At 67.5% G+C, this 18,127-nt stretch carries 13 protein-coding genes; 7 read left to right on the forward strand and 6 right to left on the reverse strand.

What is annotated here, in order from left to right:
- Window positions 1–18: 18 nt before the first annotated feature.
- Window positions 19–840, reverse strand: coding sequence for an SDR family oxidoreductase (locus tag YM304_RS11000; protein ID WP_015441758.1), 822 nt, complete (start codon window positions 838–840; stop codon window positions 19–21).
- 144 nt (window positions 841–984) lie between these two features.
- Here YM304_RS11000 and YM304_RS11005 point away from each other — a divergent pair, with 144 nt between their 5' ends.
- From YM304_RS11005 to YM304_RS11020, 4 genes are read left to right on the forward strand one after another with little or no spacing between them, the layout of a single operon-like run.
- Window positions 985–2,145, forward strand: a complete 1,161-nt coding sequence (locus YM304_RS11005) for a DUF2855 family protein (RefSeq protein ID WP_015441759.1) — start codon at window positions 985–987, stop codon at window positions 2,143–2,145.
- Entirely contained in the window at window positions 2,142–3,407 is a 1,266-nt protein-coding gene (locus tag YM304_RS11010) for a class I SAM-dependent rRNA methyltransferase (protein WP_015441760.1), read from the forward strand. The genes YM304_RS11005 and YM304_RS11010 overlap by 4 nt, the downstream gene beginning before the upstream one ends.
- A 9-nt stretch (window positions 3,408–3,416) precedes the next feature.
- The gene (locus YM304_RS11015) at window positions 3,417–4,298 is read left to right on the forward strand and encodes an alpha/beta fold hydrolase (protein WP_015441761.1); all 882 of its coding nucleotides are present in this window, start codon (window positions 3,417–3,419) and stop codon (window positions 4,296–4,298) included.
- Between the two features lie 30 nt (window positions 4,299–4,328).
- A complete protein-coding gene (locus YM304_RS11020) occupies window positions 4,329–4,994 on the forward strand; it encodes a hypothetical protein (RefSeq protein WP_015441762.1) in 666 nt (221 codons plus the stop codon).
- 36 nt (window positions 4,995–5,030) lie between these two features.
- Here YM304_RS11020 and YM304_RS11025 read toward each other — a convergent pair whose 3' ends face one another.
- Both YM304_RS11025 and YM304_RS11030 read right to left on the reverse strand, forming a co-directional pair.
- Complete coding sequence (locus YM304_RS11025) at window positions 5,031–6,497, reverse strand: DUF2207 family protein (protein WP_154723412.1); 1,467 nt, start codon at window positions 6,495–6,497, stop codon at window positions 5,031–5,033.
- 18 nt (window positions 6,498–6,515) lie between these two features.
- Window positions 6,516–7,589 (reverse strand): mechanosensitive ion channel family protein, encoded by a 1,074-nt coding sequence (locus YM304_RS11030; protein ID WP_015441764.1) that lies wholly within the window; start codon window positions 7,587–7,589, stop codon window positions 6,516–6,518.
- A gap of 166 nt (window positions 7,590–7,755) precedes the next feature.
- Here YM304_RS11030 and YM304_RS11035 point away from each other — a divergent pair, with 166 nt between their 5' ends.
- From YM304_RS11035 to YM304_RS11045, 3 genes are all read left to right on the forward strand, one after another.
- On the forward strand, window positions 7,756–9,861 hold the full coding sequence (locus YM304_RS11035; RefSeq protein WP_015441765.1) for a right-handed parallel beta-helix repeat-containing protein: 2,106 nt from the start codon (window positions 7,756–7,758) through the stop codon (window positions 9,859–9,861).
- 238 nt (window positions 9,862–10,099) lie between these two features.
- Window positions 10,100–11,419 (forward strand): UDP-glucose dehydrogenase family protein, encoded by a 1,320-nt coding sequence (locus tag YM304_RS11040; RefSeq protein WP_015441766.1) that lies wholly within the window; start codon window positions 10,100–10,102, stop codon window positions 11,417–11,419.
- 55 nt (window positions 11,420–11,474) lie between these two features.
- A complete protein-coding gene (locus tag YM304_RS11045; RefSeq protein ID WP_041299606.1) occupies window positions 11,475–12,410 on the forward strand; it encodes a UDP-glucuronic acid decarboxylase family protein in 936 nt (311 codons plus the stop codon).
- A 73-nt stretch (window positions 12,411–12,483) separates the two neighbouring features.
- On the opposite strand, the gene YM304_RS11050 is transcribed toward YM304_RS11045, so the two are convergent.
- The 3 genes from YM304_RS11050 to YM304_RS11060 are packed head-to-tail and all read right to left on the reverse strand — an operon-like array spanning window position 12,484 to window position 17,939.
- Window positions 12,484–13,587: a hypothetical protein gene (locus YM304_RS11050; RefSeq protein WP_015441768.1), complete on the reverse strand. Its 1,104-nt coding sequence runs from the start codon at window positions 13,585–13,587 to the stop codon at window positions 12,484–12,486.
- Window positions 13,588–13,642: 55 nt separating this feature from the next.
- Window positions 13,643–16,456, reverse strand: a complete 2,814-nt coding sequence (locus YM304_RS22430) for an O-antigen ligase family protein (protein WP_015441769.1) — start codon at window positions 16,454–16,456, stop codon at window positions 13,643–13,645.
- Window positions 16,446–17,939, reverse strand: coding sequence for a polysaccharide biosynthesis protein (locus YM304_RS11060; RefSeq protein ID WP_015441770.1), 1,494 nt, complete (start codon window positions 17,937–17,939; stop codon window positions 16,446–16,448). The genes YM304_RS22430 and YM304_RS11060 overlap by 11 nt, the downstream gene beginning before the upstream one ends.
- Between the last annotated feature and the right edge of the window lie 188 nt (window positions 17,940–18,127).

Below are 18,127 nucleotides of genomic sequence, written 5' to 3' on the forward strand. Positions count from 1 at the left end.
CGGTTCAGTATCGCGCGGTCACGCGAGCGTGCTGATGCCACCGTCGACCGGAATCGTGGCGCCCGAGGTGTACGCCCCGGCTCGGCTGGCGAGGAAGATGACCGTGCCCGCGATGTCTTCGGCGGTGCCGACTCGACCGCGCGGGTTCGCTCCCTCGACCATCTTCTTGCTGTCGGGATCGGCGAGCATGTAGGCCATCATCTTCGACTCGAACGGACCCGGGGCGATCGAGTTGACCGTGATGTTGCGACCCACGATGTGCGCGCCGAGATGGCGGGCGAGCATGTGGATACCGGCCTTGGCCGCCGAGTAGCTGTAGTTGTCGCCGATCGGCACGCGGATGCCGTCGATCGAACCGATCATGATCACGCGACCCGGATCGTCGGCGGTCGCCCCGGCTTCGAGCTGCGGGAGCAACGCCTGCGTCAGCATGAACGGCGCACGCACGTTGACGTTCATGACCTTGTCGAATCCCTCCTCGGGGAACTCGCCGAGCGGTGCGCCCCACGCCGCACCGGCGTTGTTGACGAGCAGGTCGATCTGGCTCTCCTGCGCGGTCACCGCGGCGACGAACGAATCGATGCCCTCCTGCGTCGAGATGTCGGCCGGGATCGAGATGCACTCACCCAGCTCCGAGAGTTCGGCGGCAGCGGCATCGCAGGCCGCGGCCTTGCGAGCGGTGATGTAGACCTTGACGCCGTTCGACACGAGGCCGGCGGCGATCATGAAGCCGATACCGCGCGATCCGCCGGTGACCACAGCGACCTTGCCCTGCAGCCCGAACAGGTTGCTGACGTGGAGGTCGGAGGTGCCGGTGGAACGGAAGGTGTTGTCGCTCATCGCATGTGTGTAGCCGCTCCGAGCGTTCCGGTCCGAATTCCGACCGGCCGATCGACACCCGACGGTTGTCGATTCGGGCGTCGTGTTCGGCCCTGCAGCCGAACGTCGCCGCACTTCTCCTCTCGCATCGGGCATGCTGGCGGGATGAGTTCGACGAACACCACGCTCGAAGTGGCCCGTACCCGCATCGACGACACGCGGTTGACCACCGACGACATCGAGTTGGGCGACGGTCAGATCCGCCTGCGCATCGACCGGTTCGCGATCACGGCCAACAACATCACCTACGCGGTGTTCGGCGACATGCTCGGCTACTGGGACTTCTTCCCGACGGCCGACACCACCGACGACACGTCATCCGACACCGCCCCGGAGTTCGGCCGCGTGCCGGCGATGGGTTGGGCCACGGTGGTCGACTCTCGCTGCGACGACATCGCGGTCGGGCGTCGCTTCTACGGTTGGTTCCCGATGGCATCGCACGTCGTGTTCACGCCGACGGTCACCGCCGATGGATTCCGCGACGACGGCCCCCACCGCCAGGCGCACGCACCGGTGTATCGCGCCTACGTCGGTGTCGAGACCGACCCGATGTACGACGAAGCGGCCGACGGCGAAGACCGTCACGTGCTGCTGCGCGGTCTGTTCCTCACCGGGTTCCTCGCCGAGGAGTTCTTCGCCGACGGCGGCGGATCGGGCGAGCCCTACTTCGGCACGCAACGGGTCGTCGTGTTGTCGGCGTCGTCGAAGACCGCGATCGGCTTCGCCCAGCGAGCGTCGCTCCGGAGCGACATCGAAGTCGTCGGGGTCACGTCGTCGGGCAACCGGGCGTTCGTCGAAGCGCTCGGGTTCTACGACCAGGTGGTGAGCTACGACGAGGTCGGCGACATCGCCACCGACGGGGGCGCGGTGTCGATCGACATGGCCGGCAACCCGACGGCACTCGCGGCCGTGCACGAACACTTCGGCGACGGGCTCGCATACTCGATGACGGTCGGGCGCAGCCACCACGACGCTCCGGCACCCGAGTCGGCCGACATGGCCGGGCCGGCGCCGCAGCTCTTCTTCGCTCCCACGGAGGTCGGTCGTCGGATGGAGGAATGGGGGCGCGCCGAGTACGGCAAGCGTTGTGCAGATGCGCTCGACGCCTTCGTCGAGGGAAGCCGAAGCTGGCTCACGATCGATCATCGCATCGGTGCCGATGCCGTCGCTCAGGGTTGGGCCGACGTGTACGCCGGCGCCGTGTCGCCCGACGTCGGTGTCGTCGCCTCGTTCGACGCACAGCCGACTGGAGCAACGCCGTCATGAGTTCGTTGCTCGACGCCCTCCCGACACCGAACGACCAGCGGCTCGCCGTCAAGGTCACCCCCGACGCGCTGCGCCGCATCCGCGCCGGTCATCCGTGGGTCTACGACAAGTCGATCGACTCGACCAATCACGAGGGTGGCCCCGGCGACATCGCAATCGTCTTCGACAAGAACCGCAAGTTCGCGGCGATCGGACTCTGGGACCCGGAGTCACCCATCCGCATGAAGATGCTGCACGTCGGCAAGCCGACGACGATCGACGCCGCCTGGTTCCGAGCCCGGATCGCCGAGGCGGTTGCCGACCGAGCCCCGTTGTGGGCCGGAACGCAGCGCAAGCGCATCGCCTACCGCGCCGTCAACGGCGAGAACGACGGCCTGCCCGGCCTGGTCGTCGACGTCTACACCGACGTCGCCGTCATCAAGCTCTACAGCGAGATCTGGTACCCGTACCTCCGCGACGTGGTCGACGGTGTCATGGCGGCCACCGACGCGCAGCACGTCGTGCTCCGCTTGGCGCGCAACCTCCAAGAGCGTGAGACCCACGGCCTCGACGACGGCGACGTGCTCTTCGGTGACCCGCCCGACCCGGTGATGTTCATGGAAGGTCGGCTCACCTTCGAAGCCGACGTGCGCGCCGGGCAGAAGACCGGACACTTCCTCGACCAGCGGGCCAACCGTCTCCTCGTCGGCAAGATGACCGGAGGCCGCTCGGTGCTCGACGTCTTCGCCTCCACCGGCGGATTCAGTGTCCACGCGGCAGCCGGCGGCGCTCGCTCGGTGCACGCGATCGACCAGTCGGCACCGACGATCGCCGTGGCCAAGCGCAACATGGCGTACAACAACGAGATCCCGGCCGTCGCCGAGTGCCAGTTCACCACTCAGTGCGCCGACGCGTTCGACGCACTCGGCCACCTCGGGCGCACCGACCGACGTTTCGACATCGTCATCATCGACCCGCCGTCGTTCGCCCAGAAGGCCGCCACGGTCGGTCGGGCGAAGGCCGCCTACGCCAAGCTGACCAAGCTGGCGATGGGTGTCGTCGAGCAGGGCGGCGTGCTCGTGCAGGCCTCGTGCTCGAGCCGGGTCACCAGCGACGACTTCTTCGACACCGTCACGGCCGCTGCCGTCGAACACGGTGCACGTCTCACCGAGATCCGTCGCACGGGGCACGACATCGACCATCCGGTCACGTTCGACGAGGGCGCGTACCTCAAGGCGGGTTTCTGGCGTGTCGACACAGGCCGTCGAGGGCGTCGGCCGTAGCCTCTGAGCATGCCGCAGGTCGAAGCAAACGGAATCACGATCGAGTACGAGCAGTTCGGCGCGGGAGACCCGCTGCTGCTGATCATGGGGCTCGGGGGCCAGCTCACCGACTGGCCACAGGGTTTCGTCGACGCATTGGTCGACGTCGGCTTCCAGGTGACCACGTTCGACAACCGCGACATGGGGCTCAGCACCGAGTTCGACTGGGAACCGCCGAAGCAGATCAAGGCCGTGGCGAAGGCGCTCGTCAAACGGCCACCCAAGGCCGGCTACACGATCGTCGACATGGCTGCCGATGCAGCCGGACTCCTCGACGCGCTGGGCATCGAGTCGGCTCATGTCGCAGGGATGTCGATGGGCGGCATGATCGCGCAGCAGCTCACCATCGACGCTCCCGGCAAGGTCCGGTCGCTCACGTCGGTGATGTCGAACCCGGGTGACGGCAAGTCGGGTCGCATCGCGGCGAAGGTGATGGCGAAGATGGCGCGCCTGCCCCGTCCGACCAAGGAGTCCGCACCGGCGCAGTCGGTCGAGAGCTTCCTGCTGTGGAGCGGCCCGCACTTCGATCCGGCCGAGCATCTCGCCCGAGCCGAGGTGGGCGTCGCACGCAGCTTCCGGCCTCGCGGGACCGAGCGGCAGACCACGGCGATCATGGCGAGCCCCGATCGCACGCCGGGTCTGCGCAACGTCACGGTGCCGACGTTGGTGATCCACGGCCTGGTCGACAAGCTCGTCAAGCCGTCGGGTGGTATCGCCACCGCGGCTGCCGTTCCCGGCTCGACCCTGGTGATGTACCCCGACATGGGTCACGACCTTCCAGCGCCTCGCTACGCCGACATGGCGGCGGCGATACGTCGCAACGCCGACGCTGCGGCTCCCACCGACGGCTGACGGCGAACGGGGTCGGGCGGAGCGTCAGCGATGAGCCCGACGAACCCACCATCGACCCGACGAGCGCGGCGACCGGCATGGCACCGCGGTCGGCATCCGAAGTTGGAGCGCGACCTCGACCCCGACGCGATCTGGCGGGGTGAGATCCGCGACGCCGACATCGTGATGACTGCGGCCGAACACGCGGCGCTCGACCACGAGCAGCGCGAGGCGGCGCGACGGCGAACCCTCGTCGAACTGTTCGGCGACCCGATCGGATCGCTCGTGGTCGACGAGCCCGGTCTGCAGCATCGGCGTCGAGGCGACGGCGCCCGGTCGAGCGCTGCGATCGAACAAGCTCGAACGGCCGGATGTCGTGAGGAGATCCAGGTCGCCGTCCTCGCTCACCCGGTCGTCGCAGCGGAATCGCTCGACGACCTGATGCTCTTCCGGAGCGTCACCGCTGTCGAGGTCGACGAGACGTCGCGAGCGTCGTCGCGCAAGCAGATCACGTGGGACGCGACCGTGCGGACCACACCGTGGACTCGTCGACGGGCACGACTCCGGCTCTACGGCTCCCCGTCGTCGAACGTCACGGTGCTCACGCTCACGCCGGTGAGATCGCGTCGTCGAGGTGCTCGACGCTTCCTGCGCGCCGGACTCGGATCGCTGTTCGAGTGGCGCGACCGCATCGAGCAGTCGCTCGCGTCCGGCTGACGAGCCGGTCGCAGCGGCTGCGGCAGCGGGCTCACGTCACTCGGGAATGACGTGTCCGATCGGTGTGGCCTTGCGGATGTACCCGAGCACCGGCGTGGCACGAACGATCGCATCGACGTCCTGGGGCATTGCACCCTTCTCGGTCGCTCGCCATGCGGTGATCACGTCGGAGCGGCCGTCGTCGAGCGCGACGTAGAGGCTGTACCGGTCGCCTTCGAGACGCCGCATCACCTGTCTCGGCAGCGGGGAGACCTCGGCGGGGCGACGGGTACGGATGACCACGCCGGTCCGCTCGACCGAGTTGAACGCGTCGGCGGCACCAGCGAAGGCCACCCAGAGCCCGACGACGATGGGAAGGAACGAGACGACCGCGAGACCGGTGGCCACGTCGCTGATCAGCCAGTCCTGTTCCTCGAACCGGTCGTACAGCGAGCGCCAGGCGTCGCCGCGAGCGACATCGGAGAAGAAGCGGCGCAATCGGATCGCCACGAAGACGGTGACGAGGCCGCCGATGAGCGCGACGACGGGGTGCAGCCCGTAGCCGGGACGAAACGGATACCGGATGCGCACCAGGCGTCCCGACCCGCCGATCGCACTCCAGGCGAGGTAGTGGTCGTCGCGGGCCATCGGAAGCTCGACCGACACCCCGTCGGCCAGCCCCATCGCGGCGGCGTATCCGAGGCGGCGGTCGCCGATGTCGTTGGCGCTGGGGGCCATGGGTCCGAATCCGTCGGCGACGAGACGTTGGCGAACGGTGAGCCACCGGCTGGTGGCCGCGACGCCGGCTTCGGTCATCGTGACCTGCCCGGTGGCGAGCCGGTGTCCGATGCGATAGCAGAGGATCAGGAGCGCGACGAGCGTGGCGACGGCGATGTACCGCCGCTCGACCGAGTCGACGACCGCCGTCGGCGGGTCGCCACCGTCGCGAGACGAGAGCCAAGCGAGCAGGGCCAACAGCGTGATGACGACGGGCCCGGCGATGAGTTGCGGCGTCCAACGGTTGCGGAGCAGACCGGAGCGGCGACCCTCGGCGTAGACCAGGCGACGAAAGCGCCGCCACCAACTGCCGGTGACGTCGACCGCGAGGTGACGCGCCGGAATGGCCCGATCGGTGGTGAAGCGAGCGAGGATGTGCTGCTGGACGAGGCGTTCGTGGGGGAGGAGGGCGTCACCGTCGGCCGCGATGGCCGCCGGACGGACCCGGCTCACCTCGTCGTCGTCTTCAGGCGGCAGGATTCGGAGCCAACCACGAGCGGCGAGGTCGACGACCGTGGCCCGAAGCCCTTCGGCGGTGAGCGTGGCGTCGTGGGTGAGCACGTTGACCACCGCTGGCGATTCGCGGCGCAGCGACCCGGACGTACCGGCCGGATCGGGGCGCGGTGGGGCGGCCATCCGTTCGACGAACCAGAAGGCCGCGTACCCACACACGGTCAGGACGACGGCGATTCCGAGCATCGCTCCGCCTGGCGTCGGCGCAAAGAAGTCCCAACTCAACCCGATCATCGAGGGCACATCATGGCATCACGAGTCGCCGTTTCGCATCCATACCGTGCGCTGGGGGAACGGAATCTCGATGCCGGCGTCGTCGAGGGCGTACTTGAACGCCTCGCGCAGTGCGCGTTGAAGCGCCCACTGAGCGCCTGGAGCGGTCTTGACGACGAGCCGGAGGGTGATGCCGTCGGCGCCCAACGTCTCGACGCCGAGGACCTTCGGTTCTTCGAGGATGTCGTCGGCCCATTCCTCTGAGGCACAGACGTCGGTGGCGGTCTGCATCAAGATGGTCCGGACGCCGTCGAGGTCGGCGTCGTACGCGACGTCGATGTCGACGAGCGCCGTCGACCAGAGCTGCGACATGTTGCCGACGCGTTGGATCTCGCCGTTGGGAACGTGCCACACGGTGCCGTCGATGCCTCGCAGGACCGTGGTGCGGAGCGCCACCTCTTCGACGGTGCCGGTCGCCTCGCCGACGTCGACGACGTCGCCGATGCCGTACTGGTCCTCCATCAGCATGAACAGCCCGGCGATGCAGTCCTTCACCAGGCTCTGCGCGCCGAAGCCGAGCGCCACGCCGATGATGCCGGCACCGGCGATGAACGGCCCGAGGTTCAAGCCGACTTCGCCGAGGACGAGGATGAACGCGGTGACCCAGATGATGACCGTGAGCGTGCTGCCGATCACACCGGAGATCGAGGCCGCCCGCGCCGTACGCCGCGCCGACACGATCTCGCTCGGTTCCTCCGTGCCGAGCAGCACCTCGTGCTTGTCGATGCCCATCCGGACGAGTTGGCGCTTCGCCGACTCGAGGTTGGGCTTCATCAACCTGGTGACGACCTTGGTGAGGTAGCGCCGAGCCAGACGGGTGAGGATCCACGCCCCGAGCAGGATCAACAGGATGCCGAGCGGGCGTCCGATCAGCCAGTCGACCAGCTGAGCGGTCCACTTGCTCTCGGTGGCGTCGAACGCCCATTCGCACAGCGCTCGAGGGTCGTCGCCGCACGCGTCGGCGAGGGCGGGATCGACCGGAATGTCGTCGGTGGCGGTGAGGGCGAACGTCGTCGTGCGGGACGTCGCGAGAAGGGCGAACAGGGCGGACACAGTCGCGAACGTACCCAAGTCCGAGCGGTTCACACGCGATCCCTTGAACCTTTCGCGCCAGTCGCCACAAGGGATTCCGGCGTTTCTTGAGGATTCGCAGAGAAGAACTTGTGCAAGACGTGAATTCAGGCGATGGCGGATCGAGTCGAAGCCATGAGGAACCGCCATGAACGTCTCACCCTCCGCCATCCGCCAGCTTCAGACCGCCACACCATCCCGACCCGCATCGCGACTGCGCCTCGCAGGCGCCGCCGCGGCCATCGGCGTCGCGTGCGGATCGATCGGTGTCGCGTTCGTCGCCGCCGAAGCGGGCGCTGCCGACATCGTGCACGTCTCAACGTTCGGTGACGACAGTGCGTCGGGATCGGCCGACTCGCCGGTCCGTACCATCGAGCAGGGCGTCCGCCTCGCCGAGTCCGGCGACACCGTGCAGATCGCCGGCGGCACCTACCACGAGTCGGTGCAGGTGTACGCGAAGGAAGTCCATCTCGTCGCGGCACCGGGCGCCGACGTCGTGCTCGACGGCGCACGCGTCGTCGACGGATGGTCGGCGAGCCCCGGCGGTTGGTCGGCGCCCTGGTCGACCGACTTCGAACGCGTCGGCGCCCCGTACACCACCTCCGACGTTCCCGAGGCCGGCTGGCCCGAACAGTTCTTCCTCGACGGCGCACCGCTCGCCGAGGAGACGTCGCTGGCCGAACTCGACCCCGGCGAGTTCTTCTACGACAAGAGCCTCGGCAGCGTGGTCATCGCCGAGAACCCCAACGGCCGACTCGTCGAAGGCAGCGACCTGTCGTGGGGCCTCTACCTCAACAAGGCCGACGGCTCGACGGTCGACGGCCTCACCGTTCGCCGCTACGCGACGCAGAACCGCCACATGGCGGCGGTTCGGGCCTACGCCGACGACCTCTCGATCACCGACACGACGGTCGAACTCAACGCTCGCATCGGGCTCTCGGCCATGGGCGACCGTATCGAACTGGTCGACGTGCGAGCACTCGACAACGGCCACCTCGGTGTGCACGGTCACCGCTCGACCGATCTCACGATGACCGACCTCCAGGTGATCGGCAACAACCGCGAGCACTTCGACGCCAAGCATTCGGCCGGCGGCATCAAGGTCACCGAGACGGCTCGCCTCGTCGTCGAGTCGACCGTGTCGTCCGACAACAACGGTCCGGGAATCTGGACCGACCTGGCCGTGACCGACTCCCGGGTCGTGTCGTCGACCGCCGAACGCAACAGCCGTTCGGGTATCGAGATCGAACTGTCGCAGGACATCGTCGTGTTCGACAACACACTCGTCGACAACGGCGAAGCCGGCATCTGGGTGCTCGAGAGCTCGGGCGTCGACGTGTGGCACAACACCGCACTCCACAACGTCCGTGACATCTGGGTGCTCGACGGCGACCGTGCCGATCTGACCGGCGTCGTCGTCAAGAACAACGTGCTCGGCGGTGGCGCCGATGGAGCGCAAGCCCTGTTCAACGCCGACGACTGGACCGAGCGCCGCTCTGCCGCCGACATGGACGTGCAGATCGCCTCCAACCGCTACTGGCTGCATCCCGATTCGCCGACCAAGCTGATGTCACGCTGGGCCAACTGGCCGCAGCCACTCTCGCTGTCGGCAGCGATCGACGATCACCGCGCCGCGACCGGTCAAGGCGACGGCAGCGACCTCGTGGTGTCGAGCAGCAACCCGTTCGCCCGGTCGTCGTCCGACATCCGCCAGGCCGACGACGCTCCCGCAGCGTCGCCGCTGCCGGCAGCGGTCGCCGACACCGTGGGCGTCACCGGTGCGCACCCGGCCGGGGCACTCTCGACGCTCGACCACACGGCGACCCCACGCTCGAACCCCGACACGACTCGCAACGACGACCAGTCGACCGTCGGCGACGAGCCCGACAGCGCCGGCGACGGCCGGACCACCTCCGGCACCACCCCGTCGACCGACGACCCGGCGAGCACTCCCCGCACGGTCCCGGCCCCCGGATCGACGCCCGAGGGCGCCGAGAACGCCGAGATCGCCCGGTCGAGTCAGACCGACATCGCGACCCCGAGCACGCTTCCGGCTGCTCCGGTCCTGGACACGGTGGCACCGGGGCAGCCGACCGTCGTGGGATCGGCCGACGATGCGGCGACGGCCGAGGCCGCCGGGCTCCGCAGCGCCGACGACGCGGTAGCGGTGGACGACGCTCGACTCGCTCGCAGCGGTGGCTGGGGAGCGATCCACGATCACGTCCTCGACGCGCTCGCCGACCTCGCCGCCTGATCGACGCCTGACGACCGCCTGGGTGTCGCTCGAGGTCCCGTCGCGTTCGCTCGTCGCAACGGTCGATCCCGGTCGAGCCCGACCCAGAGACCAGACACTTCGGTTTCTCAAGAACGCTTGACACACGACCGATACCATCTCAGGCGCACCGCACGCTGTGGCGGCGTCGCCGACGAACCGTACGAAACAACCCTGAAGGTCAGCGATGTCCACCATCATCAGTCAAGGATTCACTCCGATGCCAGAAACCGAGATTCGTTTGGGGGTTGTGGGGACTGGTTATGTCGGTCTCACGACGGGTGCGTGTTTTGCGCACATGGGGCATCGTGTGGTGTGTGGTGACATCGATCAGCGCAAGGTCGATCTGTTGAACGACGGTCACATTCCGATCGTGGAGGATGGGCTGGAGCAGATCGTGAACGATGCTCGCGGTGTTGGTCGGTTGGAGTTCGTGTTGGGGTCGCAGGCGGCCGCCACCGATGCCGACATCGTGTTCTTGTGTGTGCCGACGCCTCAGGGTGATGATGGGAGTGCGGATTTGTCGTACATCCAGCAGGCGGCGCGTGAGATCGCTCCGATCTTGAAGCCGGGTGCGGTGGTGGTGAACAAGTCGACGGTTCCGGTGGGGTCGACGGTTGCGGTGGAGCGTGAGTTGCAGCGTGATGATGTGTTCGTGGTGTCGAATCCGGAGTTCTTGCGGGAGGGCACTGCGGTTCGTGATTTCTTGCAGCCTGATCGTGTGGTGATTGGTTCTGCGGATCGTGGTGCGGCGGAGAAGGTTGCTGAGTTGTATGACTCGATCGACACGCCGATCATCATCACCGATCCGGCGTCGGCGGAGACGATCAAGTACGCGGCGAACGGGTTCTTGGCGATGAAGATCTCGTTCGTGAACGCGGTTGCGGCGATGTGTGAAGCGGTTGGTGCTGATGTTGCTGCGGTGGTCGACGGGATTGGTTCCGATACTCGTATCGGTGGTCAGTTCTTGAAGCCGGGCCCTGGTTGGGGTGGTTCGTGTTTCCCGAAGGATTCGCGTGCGTTGGTGAAGATCGCCGAGGAGCACGGGTACAACTTCTCGATGATGAAGGGTGTCATCGATGTGAACACCGAGCAGCGTGGTCGGATGATCGACAAGGTCGCGAAAGCGGTTGGTCGTCATCATTCGAATCTGTCGGGTGTGACGGTCGGTGCGATGGGCTTGACGTTCAAGGCTGGCACCGATGATTTGCGTGAGTCGCCGGCGATGGCGATCATTGCGGATCTGCGTCGTGCTGGTGCTCGTGTGCGGGCGTTCGATCCGACGACGTGTGGTGAGTTGTCGCCGCATCAGGAATCGACGCTCGACGGCATCGAGTTGACCAAGGAGTTGATCGATGTTGCTGATGGTGCTGATGTGATCTGTGTGTTCACCGAGTGGCCCGAGTTCGCGAAGGTCGATCTCGATCAGGTCGCGGCGCGGGCCGGTGCGGGTACGACGGTGGTCGACATGCGCAACCTGTTCGACCCGTTCGCCGTCAAGTCCGCCGGTCTCGGCTACGACGGCGTCGGCCGCAACTGACCGTCACCCTCGTGTTCACCCTGTTCACGACACCGACCCAGAGGAAGTGCACAACATGAGAGTCGTCGTCGCCGGTGGTGCCGGGTTCCTCGGGTCGCATCTCTGCGACGCATTGCTCGAACGAGGCGACGCGGTCGTCTGCGTCGACAACTACGTCACCGGAAGCCCCGACAACGTGGCGCACCTCGTCGGCCGGCCCGGCTTCGAACTCACGAAGCAAGACATCACCGAGAGCTTCGTCGTCGAAGGCGACGTCGACGCGGTGATGAACCTCGCGAGCCCGGCGTCGCCGAAGGACTACTACGAACTCCCGATCGAGACCCTCGACGTCGGCAGCATCGGCACCCGCAACCTGCTCGAACTCGCTCGGGTCAACGACGCCCGGTTCTTCATGGCGTCGACGAGCGAGGTGTACGGCGACCCGGCCGTCCACCCGCAGACCGAGGACTACTGGGGCAACGTCAACCCCATCGGCAAACGGTCGATGTACGACGAGGCGAAGCGCTTCTCCGAGGCACTCACGTTCGCGTACCACCGCAAGCACGACGTCGCGATCCGAGTCGTGCGGATCTTCAACACCTACGGGCCACGCATGCAACCCGACGACGGACGCGTGGTGTCGAACTTCATCACGCAGGCGCTCCGAGGTGAGCCGCTCACCATCTACGGCGACGGCCAACAGACCCGGAGCTTCTGCTACGTGGCCGATGAGATCCGCGGCTTCCTCGCGCTGCTCGACAGCGACGAGACCGGCCCGATCAACATCGGCAACCCGGGTGAGTTCACCATGCTCGAACTCGCTGAGCTCGTCACCGAACTCACCGGCAACGACGCCGGCATCGTCTTCGAGCCGCTCCCGTCCGACGATCCGAAGCAGCGCAAGCCCGACATCTCCCAGGCCGCCGAGAAGCTCGGCTGGGAACCGTCGATCGAACTCCGCGAGGGCCTCACCCGCACAATCGAGTTCTTCCGCACCGCCCTCGCCCTCTGACCCACCCGCATCATCCGGTGTCTGACACCCGATGACGCCGTCATTCGGTGTCTGACACCGGATGACGCACGGGTCAGTTCGTGATCGTGATCTGGGTGGGGGTCGACGTCAGTTCGGCGTTCCCGTCGCCGGTGGAATGCTGCACCCGGGCCACCAGCGTGTATTCGCCGGGTGGAAGTTCGGAGCCGAGTGCCGGGTCGCACGACGCCGTGCTCACCACCACCGGCAGTTGGCTGGATTCGCCGGGAGCGAGATCGACCCCGATGCCTTCGAGCGTCATCGCTGCGCGCCCCGACACCACGCTGCCGTCGAGATCGAGGAGCACGCCCTGGCTCGCTCCCGAGCCGAAGCTGATCGATTCATCGCCGGTGTTGGTGAGGGTCGCCGTGAGGCTCAGCGCTGCGAGGCCGGTCGTGTCGAGCGGGCCAGCGGGTGGGTCGATGGTGATGTCGAGTCCGTCGAGCTCGTTCTGCGTCGGTGGCGGCTCACATGTCGACTCGGCGTCGCCGATCGGATAGGGCAGTTCTCCGACCAGGAGGATGATCGCATCGCCGTATCGGGCGTCGAGTTCGGCCGCAAGGTCCTCCTCGCCGGCCATGAGCTGGACCTCGAGCCCTCTGGCGCTGCGACCGATGCTGAGAAATCGTCCGGCGAGTTCGTCGAGCAGCGTCGCCTCGATCGCAGCGACGTCGACGGCCGAGGCCCCGGTCTGGCACACGATCAGCTCGTCGGGGAACTCGACCAGATCGCTCAGCGCCGAACGGTGGACGTCGAGATCGGCGGTGAAGGAGGCGAACACCGACGCATCTCCCGCACCGTGCCAGATCATCCCGGAGGTGCCGAACTGATCGGGATGGTCGCCGCCGTAGGCCATCACCTGACCGAGCATCGGTTCGAGCCGTGACGACTCGGCGACCATCGCGTCCTGCCCGCCGGTGAGGTCTGCTGCAGATTCCGGACACGGCTCGGTCACGACGGGACCGTCCACCGAGCCCAACGGTTCGTCGAGCACCGTGCGAGCCGGAACCAACGTGGTCACCGATGGCATCGCGGTCGGAGCGGGAGCCGGAACCTGATCGCCCGACGGGGCCGACGACCCGCACGCCCCAGCGCCCAACACGGCGATCGCAACGACGACGGTCGACCCCAGCGAGCGATGGCGACGCAACGACGGCATCCGCCGATGCTCCCACGCCCTGCCCGTCATCTGGTGTCAGACACCAGATGATGCGTCACACGGTGTCTGACACCAGATGACGGGGGTCGGCGGGGATGGGGTCGGCGGGTTGGTCGAACGACTGCGACTCACGGCGGATCGTGCAGAGCCACGCGACCATGAGGAAGAGCCAGATGGCGCTCACGTTGACGCCGGCACCGAGCCCCTCGGTCGTGACGCTGTTGATCAGACTCGAGATGAACATGCCGAGCAGGATGCCGTGATCGGCCTTGAGCGAGCCGCAGGCGCCGCTCATCGGCGTGTCGGATCGAGCGAGCCGGCCGATGCGGGCGATGACCACGCCGACGGCGACGAGGAGTCCGATCCACCAGATCAGCCCGGCGAGCCCGGCATCGATCATCACGTTGATCAGCGCGTTGTGCGCTCCGCCGAGTCCGGTCTCGTCGAAGAAGACGCCCTTCGCCGACGTGAAGCCGAGGCCGTGGAGCGGGCGTCCGACGAAGGCCTCCCAGGCGAGCGTCCAGATCTCGGTCCGCCGGTTGAACGTGCCGATCTTCTCGGCGCTCTCACCGCGAGTCAGGAACTCGAGGATCGGGCCACCGAACGCGAGCGAGAACGCGCCACCGGCCACCAGGCTGCCGAGCACCAACTGGGGCTTCGCTCGCTGGCCGAGCAGCACCCAGGCCATGACCGCCACGGCGACGAGCGCACCACCGATCGATCCACGAGTGCGGGTGGCGAGCAGGAACACGGTCTGGAACACGAGCAGCGCGCCGTACACCCAGCGAGGCCACGGAAGACGGATCCGCATACCGGGCTGACCCATCGTGAGCCAGATGCCGAAGAGCATCGGTACCGAGAGCGCGAGCATCGACCCGGCGCTGACGCTGTGCACGTAGAGCCACGTGAAGCGGCCCTCCTGCGGGCCCGTCGTGGGGGCGACGTAGGCGAGCCCGGCGAGGATCGACACCGAGATCAGGACGATCCAGCCGTGCACCAGCTTCGTGATCATCGACAGTCGTCCGTCGGTGGCGATGACGTGGAGCAGCGCCCCGATGATGACGAGTTGCACCGCTCGCGCCATGGCGAGGAACGGGAACGTCGAGTAGAGCGCGCTTGCTGCGGTCGTGAGGATGTACCCCCACATCGCGACGATCAACGGGGTGAGCCGTGGGCGAGTCGGGGCGAGGCGGTACACCGCCCAGGCTCCGACGAGGGCGTACATGCCGAGTTCGACGGCGATCATGATGTCGATCGATCCGCCCAACGCGTCGTCGATCGCACGCCGTCGGAACTTGTACTCGGTGGCGACGATCAACACCAGCGGCAGCAGCCAGAGGAACCGGTCGACGTCTCGGCGCGACGTCGGCTCCGGCTCGTCGGCTGGGACGTAGGCAGTCCGCGGGTTGACCGCCGAGACGAGTCGGCGCAGCCCCGACCGTTCGGGCATCGGCCACACCGAAGCGGCGGCGCCGTGAGCGACGGCGAGCGTCGCGGCAGGTGCTGCGGTCGAGCCGGTGGCGACGGGTTGCCACACGATGGGCGGCAGATCGTCGATGTCGCCGATCGACTCGTCGTCACCGCGCGGTGCCACCAGGATCGGTGGGGGAGGCGCCGACACGTCGGCGATCGAGTCGATGCTCGGGGGAGCGAGTACCGCATCGGGGGCGGGGAGGAGGCCCAGGCGGCGAAGCAGCAGCGCCGCGCCGAGGAACGTGCCGATCGCCAGACCGAGTGGCACCCACTCGACGAGACCGACGACGGCGAAGACCGCGGCCAGCGCCACACCGGCGACCGCGTCGATCACTCGCACGTTGAAGGCGAGGCGTGATCGGCCACGGGCGACGAGCGCGTTGCCCACCGGCACTCCGGCACCGAAGCCGACCGAGTACAGCGTCCAGGCCAGCAGCGACGCGATCGAGATCGCGGCGGTCTCGTCGGTGAGCAGGTCGGTGAGCGGTGAACGGAGAACGATCGCGAACACGCCGTAGGCGGCAGCGAGCGCGCCGACGATCGCCATCGCGACCGGCACCGCCGGTCGGAACGACTTGCCGGCCTTCGCCTGGGTCGAATAGGTGGGGAGCAGGTAGACGCCGGCACCATTGACGACGGTGAGGACGGGTGCCAGCAGGAGCCGAGCCGCTTCGAGTTGACCCAGCGCCTCGTACGATGCCGCGCCGATCACGATGGCTCGCACGAGCGCCTGGCTACCGGGGCGGAGGCCGACCTGAGCCGACCGCCACACGGCGAACGACGCGACGTCGCGCATCCGAGACGGGCCGAGGATGCCGCGGCTGAGTTCGACCGTGGGAAGTTGGGTGACGCCGAGGCCGATGGCGACGATGGCCCCGGCGAGCAGGGCCACGACGAGCGTCTCGAGCGTGAAGCTGCCACCGGTGAGCAGGACGAAGCCGACGAGTCCGAACGATCCGCAGGCGAACGCCGCATCGTTGGCGACGAGTTTCCAGAACTCGCGCCGAGCGATGAGCAACCGCCGCATGGTCTCTTCGAGGACCCACGCGACCGACGCAAGACCGAACAGCACCGCCGTGGTCCGGTCGACACCGGCCACCGGCAGCGAGAGCACCGTCGAGAACAGGAACACGAGCCCGACGATCGACACCTGCGATCGGACGAGGGCTCGCCGGATACCCGGATCGAAGCGATCGAGCACGGTCAGCGAATCGCCGAGCCAACCGCTCTGCACCGAGTTGATCGTGATCAGGATGCCGAAGAGGACGGCGAATGCACCGAGCCCGTCGGTGCCCAACTCGCGCAGGGCGATGAGCTGTAGGACGAGGCTGGAGCCGGCGACGATGCCCTGCGAGAGGATCGCCGCGACAGGACGCGAGCGGCGATCAGCGGCCATGTTCTGCGCGGTGGTCGAACACCACGCCGATCGTGGGGGTCCGGAGCACTTCGAGGCGCTGGCGGACCGTGTCGAGGTCGTGTGTCTCCGACCCGCTGTCGACGAGCATCACGACGCCGTCGGCAGCGCTCGCGAGCGCCGATCCGTCGGCCGCGGTCAGCAGCGGCGGAATCGCGACCAGCACCAGGTCGTAGCGGCTCTTGAACGCCGTCATCGCCTCACGACCCTGATGCGAACGGAACAGACTCGACGGATCGTCGATCGGGCGACCGCCGGTGACGAGGTCGAGCGTTGCAGCCCCGCCGACGCCGATCGAGCGGCGCACTTCCTCGAAGCTCGCGAGTCCGGCGAGGAGTTCGGTGAGCCCACCGTTGGTCTGGTCGACACCGAACAGGCGACTGAGACGACGTCCGTCGGTGTCGCCGTCGACGACGAGGACCCGGCGGCCTTCGCGAGCCGATGCCGTGGCCATACGGGCAACGGTCTCGGCCGAGTGCGAACTGGGTCGAGCGGTACCGGCCAGCAGGATGCCACCGTCGGGATGCACCGCGCCGAGGCTGGTGGCGAGCAGTTGATACGCAGCTCCCGGGGGAGTGGCCGGAGCGAACGGCTCGGCCGGGTTGGCGACGATCTCGCCGAGCAGCGGCGAGCGGAGCGAGGCGGTGGCGTCGGATCCGGAGGTGACGACCGGGCGTCGGCCGGCCCGGAACCAAGCGAGCGCCGCCACGGCGAAGCCGGCGAACAGCAGACCGGCGAGGCCGAACTGGACGGCGGGCACGATGCGCGAATCCTCCTCGACCATCGGCGGCTCGACGAATTCCACACCGCTGCCGAAGAGCGCAGCATTGGAGCGGATCTGGCCGATCTCGATGTCGATCGAGGCGATCGAGCTGGCCTGGGCCTCGGCGTCGGCAATCAGACGGTCGCGTTCGGCGAACAACGACGACACCTTGATCTCGGCGCGCTCGTTGACGTCGTCGATGGTGAGCGCGACGTACTGCTCGATCACCTCGTTGCAGATGCGCAGCGCTCGGGCGGGCTCGGTGGTGGTGCAGTCGATCCGCACGTCGGAGGTCGCTGTGGGGCTGGCGGCGACGACCTCGTCGAGGGTGTCGAGATCTTCGGCCGGGATCGAGGGATCGTCGGCCCGTGCCTCGTCGATCGCCTCGACGACGTTCGCGAGCACGTTCGCCGACTGGGCGAACTCGGCGCGCTGTCGTGCGTATCGCTCCAGGTCAGCAGGGTTGCTCGAACCATCGCGGAAGATCGAGGTGCCTCGGGGATCGGTGAGGTACACGGTGGCGGACGCCGTCGACGTGCCGCTCGTGGCGAGTGCGGCCAGACCGGCCAGGACGCCGATGACGAGCGTGATCGGAACCGTCCAGGCACGAAACCGCCAGAACGCCTCGACAGGGCCGATTCCAGACGAGCCGCCGCTGAACGTCGCAGGGGTCGCTGAGGTAGGGGGCGCGGGCGTGTTCATGATGAGATGTGATCGACCGTTCTGAGCTCGTTCTTGAGCCTTTGTTGAGAGTTGCACTCCGTCTCGAGGGAGCGAAGTGCCAGTCCATCGGGCCGGCGTGACCGACCACTCCCTCCCGGCGAGGAGTTCACGAAACCTTGACGGCGTTGCGTGCTGGGCCTGACAGCTGTCTCAATAGTCTCAAGAAA

Origin of the sequence: Ilumatobacter coccineus YM16-304, assembly GCF_000348785.1 — a bacterium.
Lineage (GTDB): Bacteria > Actinomycetota > Acidimicrobiia > Acidimicrobiales > Ilumatobacteraceae > Ilumatobacter_A > Ilumatobacter_A coccineus.

Bases quoted from the DNA above. Each gene is read 5' to 3' on its own strand.
- YM304_RS11000 (WP_015441758.1), bottom strand. From the start codon at position 840: ATGAGCGACAACACCTTCCGTTCCACCGGCACCTCCGACCTCCACGTC.
- YM304_RS11005 (WP_015441759.1), top strand. From the start codon at position 985: ATGAGTTCGACGAACACCACGCTCGAAGTGGCCCGTACCCGCATCGAC.
- YM304_RS11010 (WP_015441760.1), top strand. From the start codon at position 2,142: ATGAGTTCGTTGCTCGACGCCCTCCCGACACCGAACGACCAGCGGCTC.
- YM304_RS11015 (WP_015441761.1), top strand. From the start codon at position 3,417: ATGCCGCAGGTCGAAGCAAACGGAATCACGATCGAGTACGAGCAGTTC.
- YM304_RS11020 (WP_015441762.1), top strand. From the start codon at position 4,329: ATGAGCCCGACGAACCCACCATCGACCCGACGAGCGCGGCGACCGGCA.
- YM304_RS11025 (WP_154723412.1), bottom strand. From the start codon at position 6,497: ATGATCGGGTTGAGTTGGGACTTCTTTGCGCCGACGCCAGGCGGAGCG.
- YM304_RS11035 (WP_015441765.1), top strand. From the start codon at position 7,756: ATGAACGTCTCACCCTCCGCCATCCGCCAGCTTCAGACCGCCACACCA.
- YM304_RS11040 (WP_015441766.1), top strand. From the start codon at position 10,100: ATGCCAGAAACCGAGATTCGTTTGGGGGTTGTGGGGACTGGTTATGTC.
- YM304_RS11045 (WP_041299606.1), top strand. From the start codon at position 11,475: ATGAGAGTCGTCGTCGCCGGTGGTGCCGGGTTCCTCGGGTCGCATCTC.
- YM304_RS11050 (WP_015441768.1), bottom strand. From the start codon at position 13,587: ATGCCGTCGTTGCGTCGCCATCGCTCGCTGGGGTCGACCGTCGTCGTT.
- YM304_RS22430 (WP_015441769.1), bottom strand. From the start codon at position 16,456: ATGGCCGCTGATCGCCGCTCGCGTCCTGTCGCGGCGATCCTCTCGCAG.
- YM304_RS11060 (WP_015441770.1), bottom strand. From the start codon at position 17,939: ATGAACACGCCCGCGCCCCCTACCTCAGCGACCCCTGCGACGTTCAGC.